The 15,197-nt window shown below is 72.1% G+C and carries 12 protein-coding genes; 3 read left to right on the top strand and 9 right to left on the bottom strand.

All coding sequences use genetic code 11. From position 1 onward, the window contains the following. Nucleotides 1-2,349, bottom strand: a complete 2,349-nt coding sequence (locus ACWHYA_RS05285; protein ID WP_425943352.1) for an excinuclease ABC subunit UvrA — start codon at nucleotides 2,347-2,349, stop codon at nucleotides 1-3. A 44-nt stretch (nucleotides 2,350-2,393) separates the two neighbouring features. Here ACWHYA_RS05285 and ACWHYA_RS05280 point away from each other — a divergent pair, with 44 nt between their 5' ends. Next, nucleotides 2,394-2,840 (top strand): iron chaperone, encoded by a 447-nt coding sequence (locus ACWHYA_RS05280; RefSeq protein WP_425943353.1) that lies wholly within the window; start codon nucleotides 2,394-2,396, stop codon nucleotides 2,838-2,840. A 177-nt stretch (nucleotides 2,841-3,017) separates the two neighbouring features. Here the strand turns inward: ACWHYA_RS05280 and ACWHYA_RS05275 are convergent, their stop codons facing one another. After that, nucleotides 3,018-3,266 carry a fibronectin type III-like domain-contianing protein gene (locus ACWHYA_RS05275; RefSeq protein WP_448095558.1) on the bottom strand — a complete coding sequence of 83 codons (249 nt, stop codon included), beginning with the start codon at nucleotides 3,264-3,266 and terminating at the stop codon, nucleotides 3,018-3,020. A gap of 361 nt (nucleotides 3,267-3,627) precedes the next feature. Continuing rightward, on the bottom strand, nucleotides 3,628-6,402 hold the full coding sequence (gene dnaB, locus ACWHYA_RS05270; protein WP_425943354.1) for a replicative DNA helicase: 2,775 nt from the start codon (nucleotides 6,400-6,402) through the stop codon (nucleotides 3,628-3,630). A gap of 487 nt (nucleotides 6,403-6,889) precedes the next feature. Here dnaB and ACWHYA_RS05265 point away from each other — a divergent pair, with 487 nt between their 5' ends. Then, on the top strand, nucleotides 6,890-7,396 hold the full coding sequence (locus tag ACWHYA_RS05265; protein WP_425943355.1) for an Hsp20/alpha crystallin family protein: 507 nt from the start codon (nucleotides 6,890-6,892) through the stop codon (nucleotides 7,394-7,396). A gap of 76 nt (nucleotides 7,397-7,472) precedes the next feature. Next, nucleotides 7,473-8,801, top strand: a complete 1,329-nt coding sequence (locus ACWHYA_RS05260; protein ID WP_425943356.1) for an MATE family efflux transporter — start codon at nucleotides 7,473-7,475, stop codon at nucleotides 8,799-8,801. A 64-nt stretch (nucleotides 8,802-8,865) separates the two neighbouring features. On the opposite strand, the gene mnhG is transcribed toward ACWHYA_RS05260, so the two are convergent. The 6 genes from mnhG to ACWHYA_RS05230 are packed head-to-tail and all read right to left on the bottom strand — an operon-like array spanning nucleotide 8,866 to nucleotide 15,127. After that, nucleotides 8,866-9,267, bottom strand: coding sequence for a monovalent cation/H(+) antiporter subunit G (mnhG, locus tag ACWHYA_RS05255; protein WP_425943357.1), 402 nt, complete (start codon nucleotides 9,265-9,267; stop codon nucleotides 8,866-8,868). Beyond that, a complete protein-coding gene (locus ACWHYA_RS05250) occupies nucleotides 9,264-9,572 on the bottom strand; it encodes a monovalent cation/H+ antiporter complex subunit F (RefSeq protein WP_425943358.1) in 309 nt (102 codons plus the stop codon). Before ACWHYA_RS05250 ends, mnhG begins: the two co-directional genes overlap by 4 nt. Continuing rightward, entirely contained in the window at nucleotides 9,569-10,132 is a 564-nt protein-coding gene (locus ACWHYA_RS05245) for a Na+/H+ antiporter subunit E (RefSeq protein WP_425943359.1), read from the bottom strand. Before ACWHYA_RS05245 ends, ACWHYA_RS05250 begins: the two co-directional genes overlap by 4 nt. After that, on the bottom strand, nucleotides 10,129-11,682 hold the full coding sequence (locus ACWHYA_RS05240) for a Na+/H+ antiporter subunit D (RefSeq protein WP_425943360.1): 1,554 nt from the start codon (nucleotides 11,680-11,682) through the stop codon (nucleotides 10,129-10,131). The genes ACWHYA_RS05245 and ACWHYA_RS05240 overlap by 4 nt, the downstream gene beginning before the upstream one ends. Then, complete coding sequence (locus tag ACWHYA_RS05235) at nucleotides 11,679-12,224, bottom strand: Na(+)/H(+) antiporter subunit C (protein WP_425943361.1); 546 nt, start codon at nucleotides 12,222-12,224, stop codon at nucleotides 11,679-11,681. The genes ACWHYA_RS05240 and ACWHYA_RS05235 overlap by 4 nt, the downstream gene beginning before the upstream one ends. After that, entirely contained in the window at nucleotides 12,221-15,127 is a 2,907-nt protein-coding gene (locus ACWHYA_RS05230) for a Na+/H+ antiporter subunit A (protein ID WP_425943362.1), read from the bottom strand. The genes ACWHYA_RS05235 and ACWHYA_RS05230 overlap by 4 nt, the downstream gene beginning before the upstream one ends. Between the last annotated feature and the right edge of the window lie 70 nt (nucleotides 15,128-15,197).

The following is a 15,197-nucleotide window of genomic DNA, read 5'->3' as shown; positions in this document are numbered from 1 at the left end:
TCAGGTCCTGGCCACCGACCCACCGCCGACCGCGGCCCGCAGGTGCTGCGCGGTCAGGGTGTCGGAGCCGTCGACCATCGCCTGCGGGGTGCCCTCGAAGACGATCCGGCCACCCTCGTGACCGGCCCCCGGCCCCAGGTCGACGACCCGGTCCGCCTGGGAGACCACAGCCAGGTTGTGCTCCAGGACGATGACCGAGGTGCCGCCGTCGACGAGCCCGTGCAGCATCTGCACCAGCCGGTGGGTGTCCGCCAGGTGCAGGCCGCTGCTCGGCTCGTCGAGCACGACCACCTCGGCCTCGCGCAGCTGGGCGGCCAGCTTCAGCCGCTGGCGTTCGCCGCCGGACAGCGTGGTCAACGGCTGTCCGAGCCGCACGTAGCCCAGGCCCACGTCGAGCAGGCGGCGCAGCACGGTCGCCGCCTTGCCGGTCGTGAACACCGCCGAGGCGTCCTCGACCGACAGGTCCAGCACCTCGTCGATGGTCAGCCCGTGCAGGCGGTGCTCCAGCACCTCGGGCCGGAAGCGCCGGCCCCCGCACTCCTCGCAGGGCGTGCTCACCCCGTGCACCATGACCAGGTCCGTCCAGATGACCCCCTGGCCCCGGCACACCGGGCAGGCACCCTCGGAGTTGGGGCTGAACATCGAGGCGGGCACCCCGTTGGCCTTGGCGAACGCCGTCCGGATCGGGTCGAGCAGTCCGGAGAAGGTCGCCGGGTTGGACCGTCGTGACCCGCGGATGGAGGACTGGTCGACGATGAGGATGCCGTCGCGTCCGGCCAGCGAGCCGTGCACGAGCGAGGACTTGCCCGACCCGGCCACCCCCGTGACCGCCACCAGCACCCCCAGGGGGACGTCCACGTCGACGTCGCGCAGGTTGTTGGTGCTGGCCCCCCGGATCTGCAGGTATGCCGTGGGCTCGCGCACCTGGGTGCGCAGGCTCGGGCGGTGGTCGAGCCACTCCCCCGTCACCGAACCGGAGGCGGACAGGCCCCCGGGCGCACCGGCATACACCACCTGTCCTCCGTCGCCGCCGGCTCCGGGGCCGATGTCCACGACGTGGTCGGCGAGGGCGATGACCTCGGGCTTGTGCTCGACGACGAGCACGGTGCTGCCGCTGTCCCGCAGCTGGAGGAGGAGCTGGTTCATCCGGGCGATGTCGTGCGGGTGCAGGCCGACCGTGGGCTCGTCGAAGACGTAGGTGACGTCCGTGAGGGCCGAGCCGAGGTGGCGCACCATCTTCACGCGCTGACCCTCGCCGCCGGAGAGGGTGCCGGTGGCCCGGTCCAGCGAGAGGTAGCCCAGGCCGACGTCGATCATCGAGCGCAGCACCCCGGCGAGCCCCCTGGTGACCGGTGCGACCGACGGCTCCTCGAGCTCCTCCACCCAGGCCAGGAGGTCGCCGAGCTCGTCCGAGGAGCACTGGGGCAGGGTGCGGCCGTGCACGGTGGCGGTGCGCGCGGCCTCGTTGAGGCGGGTGCCGTCGCACTCGGGGCAGGGGCCGGTGGTGGCGATCCGCTCCTTGAACCGCAGCACGTGCGCCTGCTTGGGCTCCACGTCGCCGAACCAGCTGCGGCGGAAGCGGGTGACAAGGCCCTCGTAGGTCATGTTGATGCCGGCGACCTTGACCTTGGTGGCCGGCTGGTGGAGGAGCCAGTCCCACTCCTCCTGGGTGTAGTCCCGCAGCCGCTTGTCCGGGTCGATCCGCCCGCTCTCGGCGTAGCTGCGCCACATCCAGCTGCCCACCCCGAGGTTGGGCGCCTCGATCGCCCCCTCGTTGAGCGAGCGGTCCCGGTCGAGGAAGGTGTCCGGGTCGATCCGGGCGACCGTCCCCAGACCTTCGCAGGCCGGGCACATCCCCCCGACCACCGAGAACTCGCGCACCTCGGCCTGGGCGCCGCCCTTCTCCACGGTCATCGTGCCGCGGCCGGAGGCGGAGGCGAGGTTGAACGAGAAGGCCGAGGTGGGGCCGACGTGCGGGACGGACAGCCGGCTGAAGATCACCCGCAGGTAGGTGAGGGCGTCGGTGGCCGTGCCGACGGTGGACCGGGCGTTGGCGCCGATCCTCTCCTGGTCGACCACGATCGCGGCGGTGAGGTTCTCCAGGTGGTCCACCTCCGGCCTGGCCTGCGGAGGCATGAAGGACTGCACGAAGGTGGAGTAGGTCTCGTTGATGAGCCGCTGGGACTCGGCCGCGATCGTGCCGAAGACCAGGGACGACTTGCCCGACCCGGACACGCCCGTGACGACGGTCATCCGTCGCTTGGGCAGGTCGACGTCGATGCCGCGCAGGTTGTTGACACGGGCGTTGCGGACGCGGATGGTGTCGTGGGAGTCGGCCGGGGTGGTCATCCCCCGATCATGGCAGCCGGCACTGACGGGCGAGGAGCCACGACATGACTGCGGACAGCGACCGGACCGGAGGCTTCAGCGAGGCCGAGCGGGGGGCGATGAAGGCCCGGGCCGAGGAACTGCGGGCCGAGAAGGGCGGCCGGAAGAAGGCCACGGACCTGGAGAAGCTGTTCGAGGTGATCGAGGCGATGCCGGAGCAGGACCGCGCGATCGCGGCAGGACTGCACACCCTCGTCTCCGAGACCGCCCCGGGGCTGGACGGTCGCACGTGGTACGGCATGCCGTCGTGGGCGAGGGACGGGGAGATCCTGATGTTCATGCAGCCGGCGGGCAAGTTCGAGACGCGGTACGCCACGGTGGGCTTCAACGACGGGGCCGCGCTGGACGACGGGGACATGTGGCCGACCTCGTTCGCCGTCACCCGGCTCACGCCCGAGGTGAGGAAGCGGGTCGTCCAGCTCCTGGAGCGGGCGGTGGGCCAGGACTCCTGACCCCTGCCGCTCGCTCAAGGGGGGACGAGCTCCGACGCCGGGGTCGTAGCCCCCGAGAGCGCAGACACCTCGGCCATCGTCCGGCGCTGCGCCCTCCGACCGCACGAGTGCACGACTTGCTCGGCAGATTCCCTCGATCGGGCCGAACGGTGCGTGCAGTCGTTCCCTACCCCCTCGTCAGCCAGCGACCGCGAGGGTCAGCTCGTGGGGCGTGTCCTCGCTGGAGGTGCCGACCAGCACCCGGTGGTCACCGGTTGCGACCCGGAAGGAACCTGTCGCGTAGTCCCAGACCGACAACGGCTTGGCCGTGGCCCGCGGGTCGATGGTGACGGCCACCTCGGCAGACTCCCCGGGCTCGAGCCACACCTTCTGGAAACCGACGAGCCGCTTGGGCGGCTGGCCCGTGGCGGGGATCGCGACGTACACCTGAACCACCTCGGCTCCCCGCCGGTCACCGGTGTTGGTCACCCGGGCCCGGACGTGGACCGGCTCCGTCCCGTCCGTCGTCGCTGCCGACAACGACACGTCCCCGACCTCGAAGGTCGTATAGGAGAGCCCGTAGCCGAAGGGGAACACCACGAAGCCCTCCGCGCCCTGGGCAACCGCTGGATCGGAATCCTGCACGGCTGCCTCAAGCACCGCACCCCCTACGACGAACACACCGCCTGGGCCCACCGCCACGCCACGGCAGCTTGACACGTTAGACCCCTGGGATATCTAGGGGAGCGCGGCAGGAACCTTCAGGTCGCGGCACCGCCGTCCCGGGCTGATCGCAACCTAGGAGCAGTCAGAAGTTGCTGGCCATGTTGGTGAAGCGGGAGTAGTGACCCTGGAACGCCACGACCACGGTATCCGTGGGGCCGTTCCTGTGCTTGGCCACGATGACGTCGGCCTCCCCCTCCCGGGGTGATTCGCGCTCGTACATCGACTCGCGGTGGAGCAGGATGACGACGTCGGCATCCTGCTCGATCGAGTTGTGGACGGCGATGCCGTTGGCCACGAAGTTGTGGTTGCCCAGGACCGTCGCGTCGAAGACCTCCTCGACGCCGTCCAGCTCGACGGACACGACGTCGTCGAAGAGGACGTCGTTGACGGCGGCGAGATCCAGGTCCTCGGTGTCCAGCACGTCCACCACGGTCGCGAGAGCACCGCCCGTCGTCTCCCGCTGCAGGACCCGGGCCATCTCCTGCCACAGTGGCGCAGGCTGATCGAGGACGGCACGCGGCTCCGTGCGGACGTCGCCCGCTTCGACCAGGGCCAGCGCACGAGCGACCTCCGGGCCCAGGTCCACCTGCGGCGCGATCTCGCGGAGGAACCGCCGCTGGTCGTCCTTCTCCACCACGGCCAGAGTCACCGTCGCGGCCATGCCCCACTGGCGCGTACTGATGCCGAACCGGAGCAGCTGCCGGGACATCTGGTCGGCAAGGGCAGAAGGCCCTGTCCAGTCGATCACGACACCGCCGTCAGTGACACGCACGGCACCTCCGAGCTTCCAGAGCGAACCGACGAACAGGCCGATCTGGCGCTTCGACATGTGAGCGGCGCTGTCGGGCGGCGAGTCGAGCTTCCCGCTGTCGAGGTCTCGGGCCATGGCCCGCACCTGGTTGTCGTCGCTCCACGGCTCGTGCTTCTCCGGGGCGGGCACGTGCCTGGGCACCGCGATCCTGTCACCGGCGCGGAGGTCGCCCAGCTGCTTCCACCCGTCGTAGGTCAGGAACGGGTGGTTCTCGGTGGCCCGGACGGTCTTGCCGGAGGTCAGCGTGAGACGGAAGACCGGCCGGGTGCCTGTCGGGAAGACATGGGTCAGGTGCCGCCGCACGTAGCGCAGCGACTCGTCCAGCGACCACACGGGCACGTCCCGCTCACCGGTCTCATGGAGATCGCCCATGGTCACCTCGGCCCCGGTGTCGGCCCGCAGGACCCTGGTGTCGGCCGTCAGGCAGCCCGACTCGCGAAGGTCGCTCATCTGCGGCTTCTTGTCCGTCCGCTGCTCCGGCCCACGGTTGAGCTGGGACAGGGCGATGAGCGGGACCTCGAGCTCTTTGGCGAGCAGCTTCAGGGCCCGGCTGAACTCGGCGACCTCCTGCTGACGGGACTCCACGCGCTTGCCCGAGCTCATCAGCTGCAGGTAGTCCACGACGACCAGCTTGAGGTCGCTGCGCTGCTTGAGACGGCGACACTTGGCACGGATCTCCATCAACGACATGTTCGGCGAGTCGTCGATGAACAGGGGCGCGTCGTGGATGCGTCCCTGCGTCTCCGCCAGTCGGGTCCAGTCGCGGTCGCGCATGTTGCCCTTGCGCATGTTCTGCAGCGGGATCTCCGACTCCGCCGAGAGCAGTCGCATCGTGATCTCGGTGCGGCTCATCTCCAGGGAGAAGACGACGGTCGGCAGCCGGTGCTTGATCGCTGCCGCCCTGGCCACGTCCAGGGCGAAGGTCGAGTTGTGGGTCGGAATCATCGAACGACCCGCGAGGTAGAGGTGCTTCTCGTCGTCGACCTGCACGCACCGCACGGGGACGGTGTCCACCGTCTCGACCCTCGTCACCGTCCAGGCCGCCGCCTCCTGCGCACCCCCGGGCCGCGCAACGGTGACAGTGGCTCCCGACGCGACGGCCCGATCCACCTCGGTCGTCGTCACGGTGGAGGCAGCAGCTCCCTCGGTCAGGCTCAGGTGCCAGAGGTGTTCGGCGTCGGCCGTGATGACCGACCCGTCGGAGAACTCCACCTCGTAGCAGGGACGGTCGAGCATGACCTCCGTCGCCGCCACCACGGTGGTGGGTCGGCCGTCGGCACCCAGCAGCTGGTCGCCGACCCGGACCTCGCCCATGGTCGTCCAGCCCCTCGGCGTCGGCAGCGGCGTGTCCAGCGCCAGGGCCTTCCCCACAGCCGGCCTGGCCGCCACGATCACCATCTGCCCGGGGTGCAGCCCGTTCGTCAGCTCGTCGAGCTCGGTGAACCCCGTCGGCACCCCCACCATCTCCCCGGTGGAGGAGGCGTTGTGCTCGATCTCGTCCGTCGTGGGCTGGATGAGGTCGGCGAGCGCGTGGTAGTCCTCCCCGCCCCGCTTGTCGGCGACCGCGTAGATCTCCGCCTGGGCGGTGTTGACGCTCTCCTCGACGTCCCCGCCGCCGTAGCCGATCTGCACGATCCGCGTCCCCGCCTCCACCAGGCGGCGCAGCACCGCCCGTTCGGCGACGATCTCGGCGTAGAAGGAGGCGTTGGCCGCGGTCGGGACGCCCGCGATGAGCTGGTGCAGGTATGCCGTGCCGCCCACCCGGGCGAGCTCGCCCCGCTTGGTCAGCTCGTCGGCGACGGTGATGGCGTCCACCGGCTCGCCGCGGGAGAAGAGGTCGACGACGGCCTCGTAGATCCGCTCGTGCGCGGGCCGGTAGAAGTCGACGGGCCGGATGAGCTCGGAGCACTCGCCGATGGCGTCCTTGGACAGGAGCATGGCCCCCAGGGCGCTCTGCTCGGCCGCCACGTCCTGCGGCGGCAGCCGTTCCTCGGGCGAGCCCTCCCCCGGAGGCCCGTACGTCCGTTCCAGCTCGCTCAGCGACATACGCCCTCCTGCTCTCTCGCCCCGACAGGTCCCAAGGTCACCACGGCCCACCGACAGACCATCGACGCGTCACGGTACGCCGCCCGGGGACCTCCCCCAAGACGCCCCTGTGGACAGACTGTGGAGCACGTGTGGACCCGCGGTGGACGACACGCGACGGCGAGGGCGGCTCCTGTGGACGGACCTTGTGGACAACGGTGCGACACAACGGTCGCAGCCCCCCTGACCTGCAACTCCTTCAGCCACATCCTGTGGAGGAAAGATCGTTCCGACAATCTTCTGCGACCCCTCCCGGACCACCCCCGGGCGTGTCGCCGGTCTCGCGCGAGGTGTCGGGAAGAGATGCGGACCCCGCCGACGTTTGGCACTCTAGAAGCAAGAGTGCTAATCCTGGAACGAACCAGCAGGTGAGGCACTCGCCCACCAGGACCGAGGGCGGATCCGGTGCCGCCGGACCACCTCCCTCGACCGCACAGAAGGAGGAAGCATGAGCCGTTTCGACCCGTTCCGTGACCTGGACCGCCTCATGTCGGAGACGATGCGCACCCCCGCGGCCTCGGCGATGCCGATGGACCTCTTCCGCGCCGGAGAGACCTTCGTCGCCAGGGTGGACCTGCCCGGTGTGGACCCCGGTTCCATCGACGTCGACGTCGAGGACCGGACCCTGACCATCCGCGCCGAACGGCGCGAGGAGTCCGACGCCGAGCAGTGGCTCTCCCACGAGCGCCCCGCCGGGACGTTCGCCCGCCAGCTGACGCTCGGCTACGGCGTTGCCCTGGACCGCATCGAGGCCGACTACACCGACGGGGTGCTCACCCTGACCATCCCGGTGGCCGAGGAGGCAAGGCCGCGCAAGATCCAGGTGGCGCACCGCTCCGGCCTGGGCGGCGGCGACAGCGTCCGCGGCGAGGTCACCCAGCACGGGGACCGCTCCGAGGACGAGTCCGGCGAGCAGTCCGACCGCTCGGGCGAGGAGCAGGCCCGGAGCGCCTGATCCCACGCCCGGCGCGACCCCGGGCCCGGCACCGCACGGTGCCGGGCCCGTCGTCGTGCTGGCACACTTGCCGCTCGTGAGCAGCGCCCCCGATCCCGCCGCCCTGCGCCGGGAGGTGCTGCGTCTGGCGGTCCCGGCGTTCCTGGCCCTGGTCGCCGAGCCGCTCTTCCTGCTGGCCGACTCGGCGATCGTGGGCCACCTGGGGACCGCCGCCCTGGCCGGCCTGGGGGTCGCCAGCGCGGTCCTGCTCACCGCCGTCAACATCTTCGTCTTCCTGGCCTACGGCACCACGGCGGTCGTGGCCCGCCGCCTCGGTGCCGGTGACCAGCGGGGTGCCCTCAGCGCCGGCATCGACGGCATGTGGCTGGCGGTGCTCCTCGGGGTGCTCGCCGCCGCCGCGACGGCCCTGTGGGCCCAGCCGGTCGTCGAGATCTTCGGGGCGACCCCGACGGCCACCGCGGAGGCGGTGACCTACCTGCGGGTCTCCACGATCGGCATACCCCCGATGTTGCTGGTGCTCGCTGCGACCGGGGTGCTGCGGGGGCTGCAGGACACCCGGACCCCCCTCGTCGTCTCCGTCGTCGGCTTCACCGCCAACGCGCTCCTGTCGCTGCTCCTGGTCCACGGCGTCGGCTGGGGCATCGCGGGCGCGGCGTGGGGCACGGTGATGGCCCAGACCGGGATGGCCGTGGCCATGCTCGCCGTCGTCGTGCGCGCCGCGAGGCGGCTGGACGCCCCGCTCGGTTTCGCCGCCTCGGGCGTGCTGCGCGCCGCCGCGGGAGGGGTGCCCCTCCTCGTGCGCACCCTGTCCCTGCGGGCGGTCCTGCTCGTCACCACCTGGGTGGCCGCGGGGCTGGGGGAGCCGGAGCTGGCGGCCCACCAGGTGGCGATGACGGTATGGAGCTCGCTCGCCTTCGCGCTCGACGCGCTGGCGATCGCGGCGCAGGCCCTGGTCGGCAAGGCGCTCGGCGCCGGCGACGTGGCGGGGACCCGGGCGGCGACCGCAATGATGGTCCGCTGGGGGGTGTGGTTCGGGGTGCTCCTCGCCGCCGTCATCGTGGCCACGCACCGCGTCGTCCCGCTCGCCTTCTCCACCGACCCGCAGGTGCACGCCGCCCTGGGCGCCGCGCTGCTCGTGGTCGCCCTCGGCCAACCGGTCGCCGGGATCGCCTTCGTGCTCGACGGGGTGCTCATCGGGGCCGGGGACGCCCGCTGGCTCGCGTGGGCCCAGACCGTCTTCCTGCTGGCCTACCTGCCGCTGGCGCTCGCCGTCCGGGCCCTCGACCAGGTCGGGGTGACCGGGCTGGTGTGGCTGTGGCTGGCCTACACCGCCTGGATGGCCGTCCGCGCCGCCGGGCTGACGTGGCGCTCCCGGCAGGACGCCTGGATGGTCACCGGCGCCTGACCGACGCGGGGGGTGGTGCGGGGTGCCGGCGCCCGTGCCAGCCTCGCCGCCGGCGCCGCGCGGCTCACCCCTCGTCCAGCTCCCGTCGCGGCTGCGGCGGGCCCGGCTCGGCACCCTGCACGCCGGGCACCGGTCCGGCCGACCGCCGGGCCAGGTGGATGTCCGCCGGCTCGACCTGGCCGGTGCGGAAACCGGCCCGACCGGCCATGTGGGCCCCGGCGGGGATCGTCAGCAGCTGGAAGACGCCGATGAGCAGCAGCATGCCCACGTCGAGGCCGGAACGGGTGCGCAGGCCCACCCCCAGCAGCACGAGCAGCACGCCGAGCACCTGCGGCTTGGTCCCCGCGTGCATCCGGGTCAGCAGGTCGGGGAAGCGCAGCAGGCCGATCCCGGCGGCCAGGCACAACAGCGCGCCGGCCAGGAGCGCGACCAGGCCGAGCAGGTCGGCGACGTCGGTCCAGCTCATGGCTCCAGCCGCCCTTCCTGGGACGTGGGATCGCGGTCCCGGGCGACGAACCGCGCCACGGCGACCGAGGCCAGGAAGCCGACGAGGGACAACGAGATGAGCAGGGGCAGCGTCGTCGACCCGCTCGTCAGCGCGGCGTGCGCACCGAGCGCGCAGACGACCACCGAGACGAGCACGTCGGTGGCCACGACCCGGTCGAGCACGCTGGGGCCGATGGTGATCCGCACGAGCGTCAGCGCCGCCGCCACCGCCAGGACGCCCCCGACCGCCCAGGCGAGCACGCTCTCCACCACGTCCAGGGTCATCGGGGCTCCTTGCGGGTCCGGGGGTTCAGCAGCTGCTCGGCACGGGGGTCGAAGGCCCGCAGCACCCGGGCCTCCTGGGCCAGCACCCGCCGGCGCACCGCCTTGGCCTGCCGGGGCGTGGACACGTCCAGGGCGTGCAGCGTCAGCAGCCGCTCCGACGGCTCCAGGTCGATGACCACCGTCCCGGGCACCAGCGCCGTCATCTCCGCGGTGATCGTCTGCAGCAGCTCGTCGTCGCCGGCGAGCTCGAGGTCCATCACCACGCCGCGCACCGGTGGTCCGGGCCGCACCGTCAGCCAGGCCACCTGGAAGGAGGCCGCCACCACGTCGGCGAGGAACCGGCTGACGAGCACGGTGAAGGCCCAGGGCTTCAGGCGCAGCCGTACACGCACGCGGGGCAGGGGGAAGACCACGAGCACGAGCACGGCCGTCAGCACCCCGCCCGCGAGGACGACCGGGGAGGGGTTGCCCCACAGCAGCACCCAGACCACCGTCAGCCAGGTCACCGACCACCACGACAGGCGCCGAGGGGTATGCCGTCGCGTCACCGGGGGACTCACGGGCTCACCCCCGATCCCAGCACCGCGTCGAGGTAGGGCGTGCGCAGCATGAGGTCGACGGCCGCCCGGGTGGTGACGTCGTAGAGCGGACCCGCGACGACCACGAGCGCCACCCCGAGGGCCACGAGCGCTCCCGTGGGCAGGAGCACGCCGAGCCCCAGCGCGCCGTGGTGCCCGCCGCGCAGGGGTCCGCTGCCGGTGATCCCCTCGGGGTTCTCCGACCAGAACGCGCGCCCCCAGACCCGCGCGACGGCATACAGGGTGAGCAGGGAGGTGACCACGGAGGCGACGACGAGCGCCCAGGCCAGCCAGCGCCCGTCGTCCACGCCCGCCTGGATGAGGCCGACCTTGCCCAGGAAGCCGGTGAACGGCGGGATGCCGGCGAGGTTCATCGCCGGGATGAAGAACAGCACGCCCACGATCGGGCTGATCCGCGCCAGGTCGCCCAGGCGGGCGGTGTCCGTGGAGCCTCCGACGCGCTCGACCAGGCCGGTCACGAGGAACAGGGTGGTCTGGACGAGGATGTGGTGGGCGACGTAGAAGATGGCCGCGGCCAGGCCGATCGTGCTGCCGAGCGCGATGCCGAAGAGCATGAAGCCGATGTGGCTGACGAGGGTGTAGGACAGCATCCGCTTGATGTCGTCCTGCACGATCGCGCCCAGGATGCCCACGACCATCGTCAGCAGCGCCGCCCACAGCAGCAGGTCGTCGAAGCGGGTGTCGGGGAACAGCAGCGTCTGCGTGCGGATCATGGCGTAGATGCCGACCTTGGTCAGCAGGCCCGCGAAGACCGCAGTCACCGGCGCGGGCGCCGTGGGGTAGGAGTCCGGCAGCCAGCCGGACATCGGGAACACGGCGGCCTTGACCGCGAAGCCGATGAGCAGCATGACGTGCAGCAGGGCGGCGGTGCCCGGCTGGATCTCCCCGAGCCGCTGGGCGAGCAGGGCCAGGTTCACCGTCCCCGCGGCGGCGTAGACCAGGGCGATGGAGGTCAGGAAGATCATCGAGGAGAGCAGGCTCACCAGGACGTAGGTGGTGCCCGCCCGCACGCGCTCGGCCGTCCCGCCGAGGGTGAGGAGGACGAAGCTCGCGGCCAGCAGCATCTCGAAGCCGACGTAGAGGTGGAACAGGTCCCCGGAGACGAAGGTCGTGGTCACCCCGGCCGCCAGCACGAGGATCGAGGGGTGGAAGACCGGCAGCGGGGAGTGGCCGTCGGACTCGTCGTCGAAGGAGCTCGCACCCTGCCCCACGGAGTAGGCGAGCACGCCCATGGTCACCGTCGTGGAGACGATGATCATCAGGGCCGCCAGGCGGTCGACGATCAGGACGATGCCCTCCCACGGCAGCCAGCCGCCCACCATCATGACCTGGGGGCCCTGGGTGTCGGCGGCCCAGAGCAGCCAGCCGGCCAGGACGAGCATCGCGGTCAGCACGCTCATGCTCACCACGCGCTGGACGGCGGTGCGCCCGGTCGCGGCCAGCGTGATGCCCGCGCCGATGAGCGGCAGCACGACGAGCAGGGGCACCATCCAGGCCCAGGGGGTCGTCATCGGCGCTCCCCCCGCTCCTGGTCGGCGTCGCGAGGGTGGTCGTCGTCGTCGTCCTCGTCGAACTCGTCGTGCGCGTGGGCGGGCGGCACCTCGGAGTGGTGGGAGCTCTCGGTCCGGTACCCCTCGGCCTCGATCTCCTCGCTGGTCTCCCGCGCCGACGGTCCCGAGCCCACGTCGTCGGCCTCGGCCCGGGCGTGGATGCGGGCGGACTCGGTGTCGTCGTCCACGAGGTCGACGCCGGAGAGCTGGCGGCCCCGGTGGGCCAGGGCGAGCACGAACGCCGTCATCGCCAGCGTGATGACGATGGCCGTGAGCACCAGGGCCTGGGGCACCGGGTCCGACATCTGCTCGCCCGGCTCCGCCGCGCCGACGATCGGGGGCGCCCCGGGAGGACCGGAGGCGACGATGAACAGCAGGTTGATCCCGTTGCCCATGAGCAGGAAGCCCATGAGCGCGCGCACCAGCGACCGCGACAGGAACAGGTAGGTCCCGGTCCCGACGAGCGCCGCCGAGGTGAGCACGAGGGTGAGGTTGGGGATCATCGGCCGGCCACCCGCTTCTTCTCGTCGAGGGCGATCTCGTCGATCCCCGAACCGAAGCTGCGCAGGATGTCGAGCATGAGGCCCAGCACGACCAGGTAGACGCCGACGTCGAACAGGAGCGAGGTCACCACGTGGACCTCCCCCAGGAGGGGCACGTGGACGTCGGTGATCCAGGTGCGCAGGGCGGGGGAGCCGAAGAGCATCGGCAGCACGGCGGAGCCGCCGGCGATGAACAACCCGGTGCCCAGCAGCGACGCCGGGCGGACCGGCAGCGCGGCGCTGAGCTCGGCGCCGTAGCCGGCGAGGTAGCGCAGGCACAGGGCCAGCCCCGCCACGATGCCGGCGGCGAACCCGCCTCCGGGCTGGTTGTGTCCGGAGAGCAGCAGGTAGATCGACCAGACCATGATCGTGTGGAAGACCAGGTGGGTGACGATCTCCAGGATGGTCGAGCGCCGGTCCGGGTCGAGCAGGTCCACCCGTGCGATCCACGGGGTGACCGGCGCCGGCTCGTCCTTCCCGACCTCCAGGGGCTCCCCGCCCGGACGGGCCCACTGGTCCCGGGCGCGCAGGATGCCCTCGGCCGCGCGGCGCAGGTTCTCGTCGCGCAGGAAGATCAGGCTGGCCACGCCGGTCGCGGCGGCCAGGATGACCGACAGCTCACCCATCGTGTCCCAGGCGCGCACGTCGACGAGGATGACGTTGACGATGTTGTAGCCCCCGCCGTAGTCGACCGCCCGTTCCGCCAGACCCGCGCCGGCCGGCTCCTGCACGCGCGACCCGGCGGCGATCACCGCCGCGGTCCCGACGACACCGGCCGCCGCCGTGCCGATGAGCGCGCGCACCCGGCGGTTGGTCCGGGTGGGGTCGTCGGGGAAGCGTCCGGACAGGCGGCGCAGGACCAGGACGAGCACGACCAGCGTGACGGTCTCCACGAGCAGCTGGGTCAGCGCGAGGTCCGGGGCGCCGTGCAGGAGGTAGAGGTAGGCCGTGCCGTAGCCGGTCACCCCCACGAGGAAGACCGCCCGCAGCCGGCGCCGGGCGCGGGTGGCCAGGTACGCGGCGGAGACGACGAGCACGGCCGTCGCGACCTGGGCGGCGGAGTCCGCGAACCGCACCGAGGGCCAGGAGACCTGCCGGGTGAACATCGTCACCGTGGGGACCACGACGATCACGGCCACGATGGTGCCGAGCAGGACGGGCAGCGAGCCCCGCTGCAGGAAGCCGGTCACCTCCAGGGCGACCCGGTCGGTGCCGCGCATCAGGTGGTGGTAGCCGCGCCCGGCGTCGAAGGGCGACAGCGGCACCGGCACCTCGACGGGGCGGCGCGACTGCACGCCCCACCAGAGGGCGCCCAGCACCCACACGAGCACCGAGACCCCCAGCGCCGGGGTCAGCCCGTGCCACAGCCCCAGGTGCACCTCGGGGCCGGGAACGTGCGCGACCAGCGCCGTGTGCGGGGCCAGCACCTCCTCGAGCGCGGTCGAGGTCACCCCGAGCACCAGACCGCCGACCCCCAGGACGACCGGCACGGCGACGAGCACCCACGACGGCCGGTGCCAGTGCGGCGGGGACGGGTCCCCCAGGGGCGGGCGCGAGCGGTCGGTGAACGCCCCCCACAGGAAGCGGAAGGAGTATGCCGCGGTGAGGACCGAGCCGAGCACGACCGCCACTGCGGCGCCCCCCTGCAGCGAGACCCAGCCGTCGGCCGGGTCGAGCACCGCGGTGAGCGCGGCCTCCTTGCCGACGAAGCCGAGGAGCACGGGCAGCCCGGCCATCGACAGCGCCGACAGGGTCGCGCCCGCCGCGAGCCACGGCATACGTCCGCGGACCCCCGTCAGACGGCGGATGTCGCGGGTGCCGGTGGCGTGGTCGATGGTCCCCACCGCCAGGAAGAGCGAGGACTTGAACAGCGCGTGGGCCACGAGCAGGGTCAGCCCGGCGAGGGTGGCCCCCGTGCTGCCGTAGCCGAGCAGGATGACGAGGAAGCCCAGCTGGCTGACGGTGCCGTAGGCGAGGAGCAGCTTGAGGTCGTTCTGCCGGGTGGCGCGGAAGGCTCCCAGCAGCATGGTGGCGCTGCCCAGGACCAGCACGGTGACCTGCCAGGCCGGCAGGTCGGCGTAGGCGGGGGCGAACCGCGCGACCAGGTAGACGCCGGCCTTGACCATCGCGGCGGCGTGCAGGTAGGCGCTGATCGGGGTCGGCGCGACCATGGCGCCGGGCAGCCAGAAGTGGAAGGGCACGAGGGCCGACTTGGTCACCGCGCCCACGAGCAGCAGGACCACGCCGACGCTGGTGGCCGTCCCCGCGGTGGGGAAGGCGACCAGCTCGCTGATCCGGTAGGTCCCCGCGGCGTTCCCGAGCAGGACGATGCCCACGAGCATGGTCAGGCCGCCCGCGGTGGTGACGATGAGCGCCTGCTTGGCCGCGCGCGTGCTCGCGGGACTGCGCGAGAGGTAGCCGATGAGCAGGTAGCTGAGGATCGTCGTCAGCTCCCAGAACACGTAGAGCACGAGCAGGTCGTCGGCGGTGACCAGCCCGAGCATGGCCCCGGCGAAGGCCGTGAGCGAGGCCGCGAGCAGACCGACGTTGCCGCGGGTGTCGTCGCGCAGGTAGGAGGCGCAGTAGACGAGGACGAGCGTGCCGACGACGGAGACGACGAGGGTGAGCACCCAGGCGAGGGTGTCCATCCGGAAGGACAGGTCCATCCCGAGGTCGTCGACCCAGCGGATCCGTTCGGTGTGGGGCTGCGCACCGCCGGCGGTGCCGATCTGGGTGGCCGCCCAGACCGCGGTGAAGGAGGGAGCCAGGGCCAGGCCCCAGAAGACCCGGGTGCCCAGCCGCCGGACCAGGCTGGGCGCCACCAGCGCCGCCGCCAGGTGCAGCACCAGCAGGGCAGCGATCATGCGACGGCCCTCCCGGGGTCTGACGTGTGCGGTCCGGCGAGTCTACCGGCGGGCGCGGACGGCCCCGACC

The organism is Ornithinimicrobium carbonis, assembly GCF_977012275.1.
Note: the sequence above shows the minus strand (reverse complement) of the source record. Positions and strands in the feature narration are given on the sequence as shown.

Bases quoted from the DNA above. Each gene is read 5' to 3' on its own strand.
- ACWHYA_RS05240 (WP_425943360.1), bottom strand. From the start codon at position 11,682: ATGACGACCCCCTGGGCCTGGATGGTGCCCCTGCTCGTCGTGCTGCCG.
- ACWHYA_RS05285 (WP_425943352.1), bottom strand. From the start codon at position 2,349: ATGACCACCCCGGCCGACTCCCACGACACCATCCGCGTCCGCAACGCC.
- ACWHYA_RS05230 (WP_425943362.1), bottom strand. From the start codon at position 15,127: ATGATCGCTGCCCTGCTGGTGCTGCACCTGGCGGCGGCGCTGGTGGCG.
- dnaB (WP_425943354.1), bottom strand. From the start codon at position 6,402: ATGTCGCTGAGCGAGCTGGAACGGACGTACGGGCCTCCGGGGGAGGGC.
- ACWHYA_RS05265 (WP_425943355.1), top strand. From the start codon at position 6,890: ATGAGCCGTTTCGACCCGTTCCGTGACCTGGACCGCCTCATGTCGGAG.
- ACWHYA_RS05280 (WP_425943353.1), top strand. From the start codon at position 2,394: ATGACTGCGGACAGCGACCGGACCGGAGGCTTCAGCGAGGCCGAGCGG.
- ACWHYA_RS05250 (WP_425943358.1), bottom strand. From the start codon at position 9,572: ATGACCCTGGACGTGGTGGAGAGCGTGCTCGCCTGGGCGGTCGGGGGC.
- ACWHYA_RS05235 (WP_425943361.1), bottom strand. From the start codon at position 12,224: ATGATCCCCAACCTCACCCTCGTGCTCACCTCGGCGGCGCTCGTCGGG.
- mnhG (WP_425943357.1), bottom strand. From the start codon at position 9,267: ATGAGCTGGACCGACGTCGCCGACCTGCTCGGCCTGGTCGCGCTCCTG.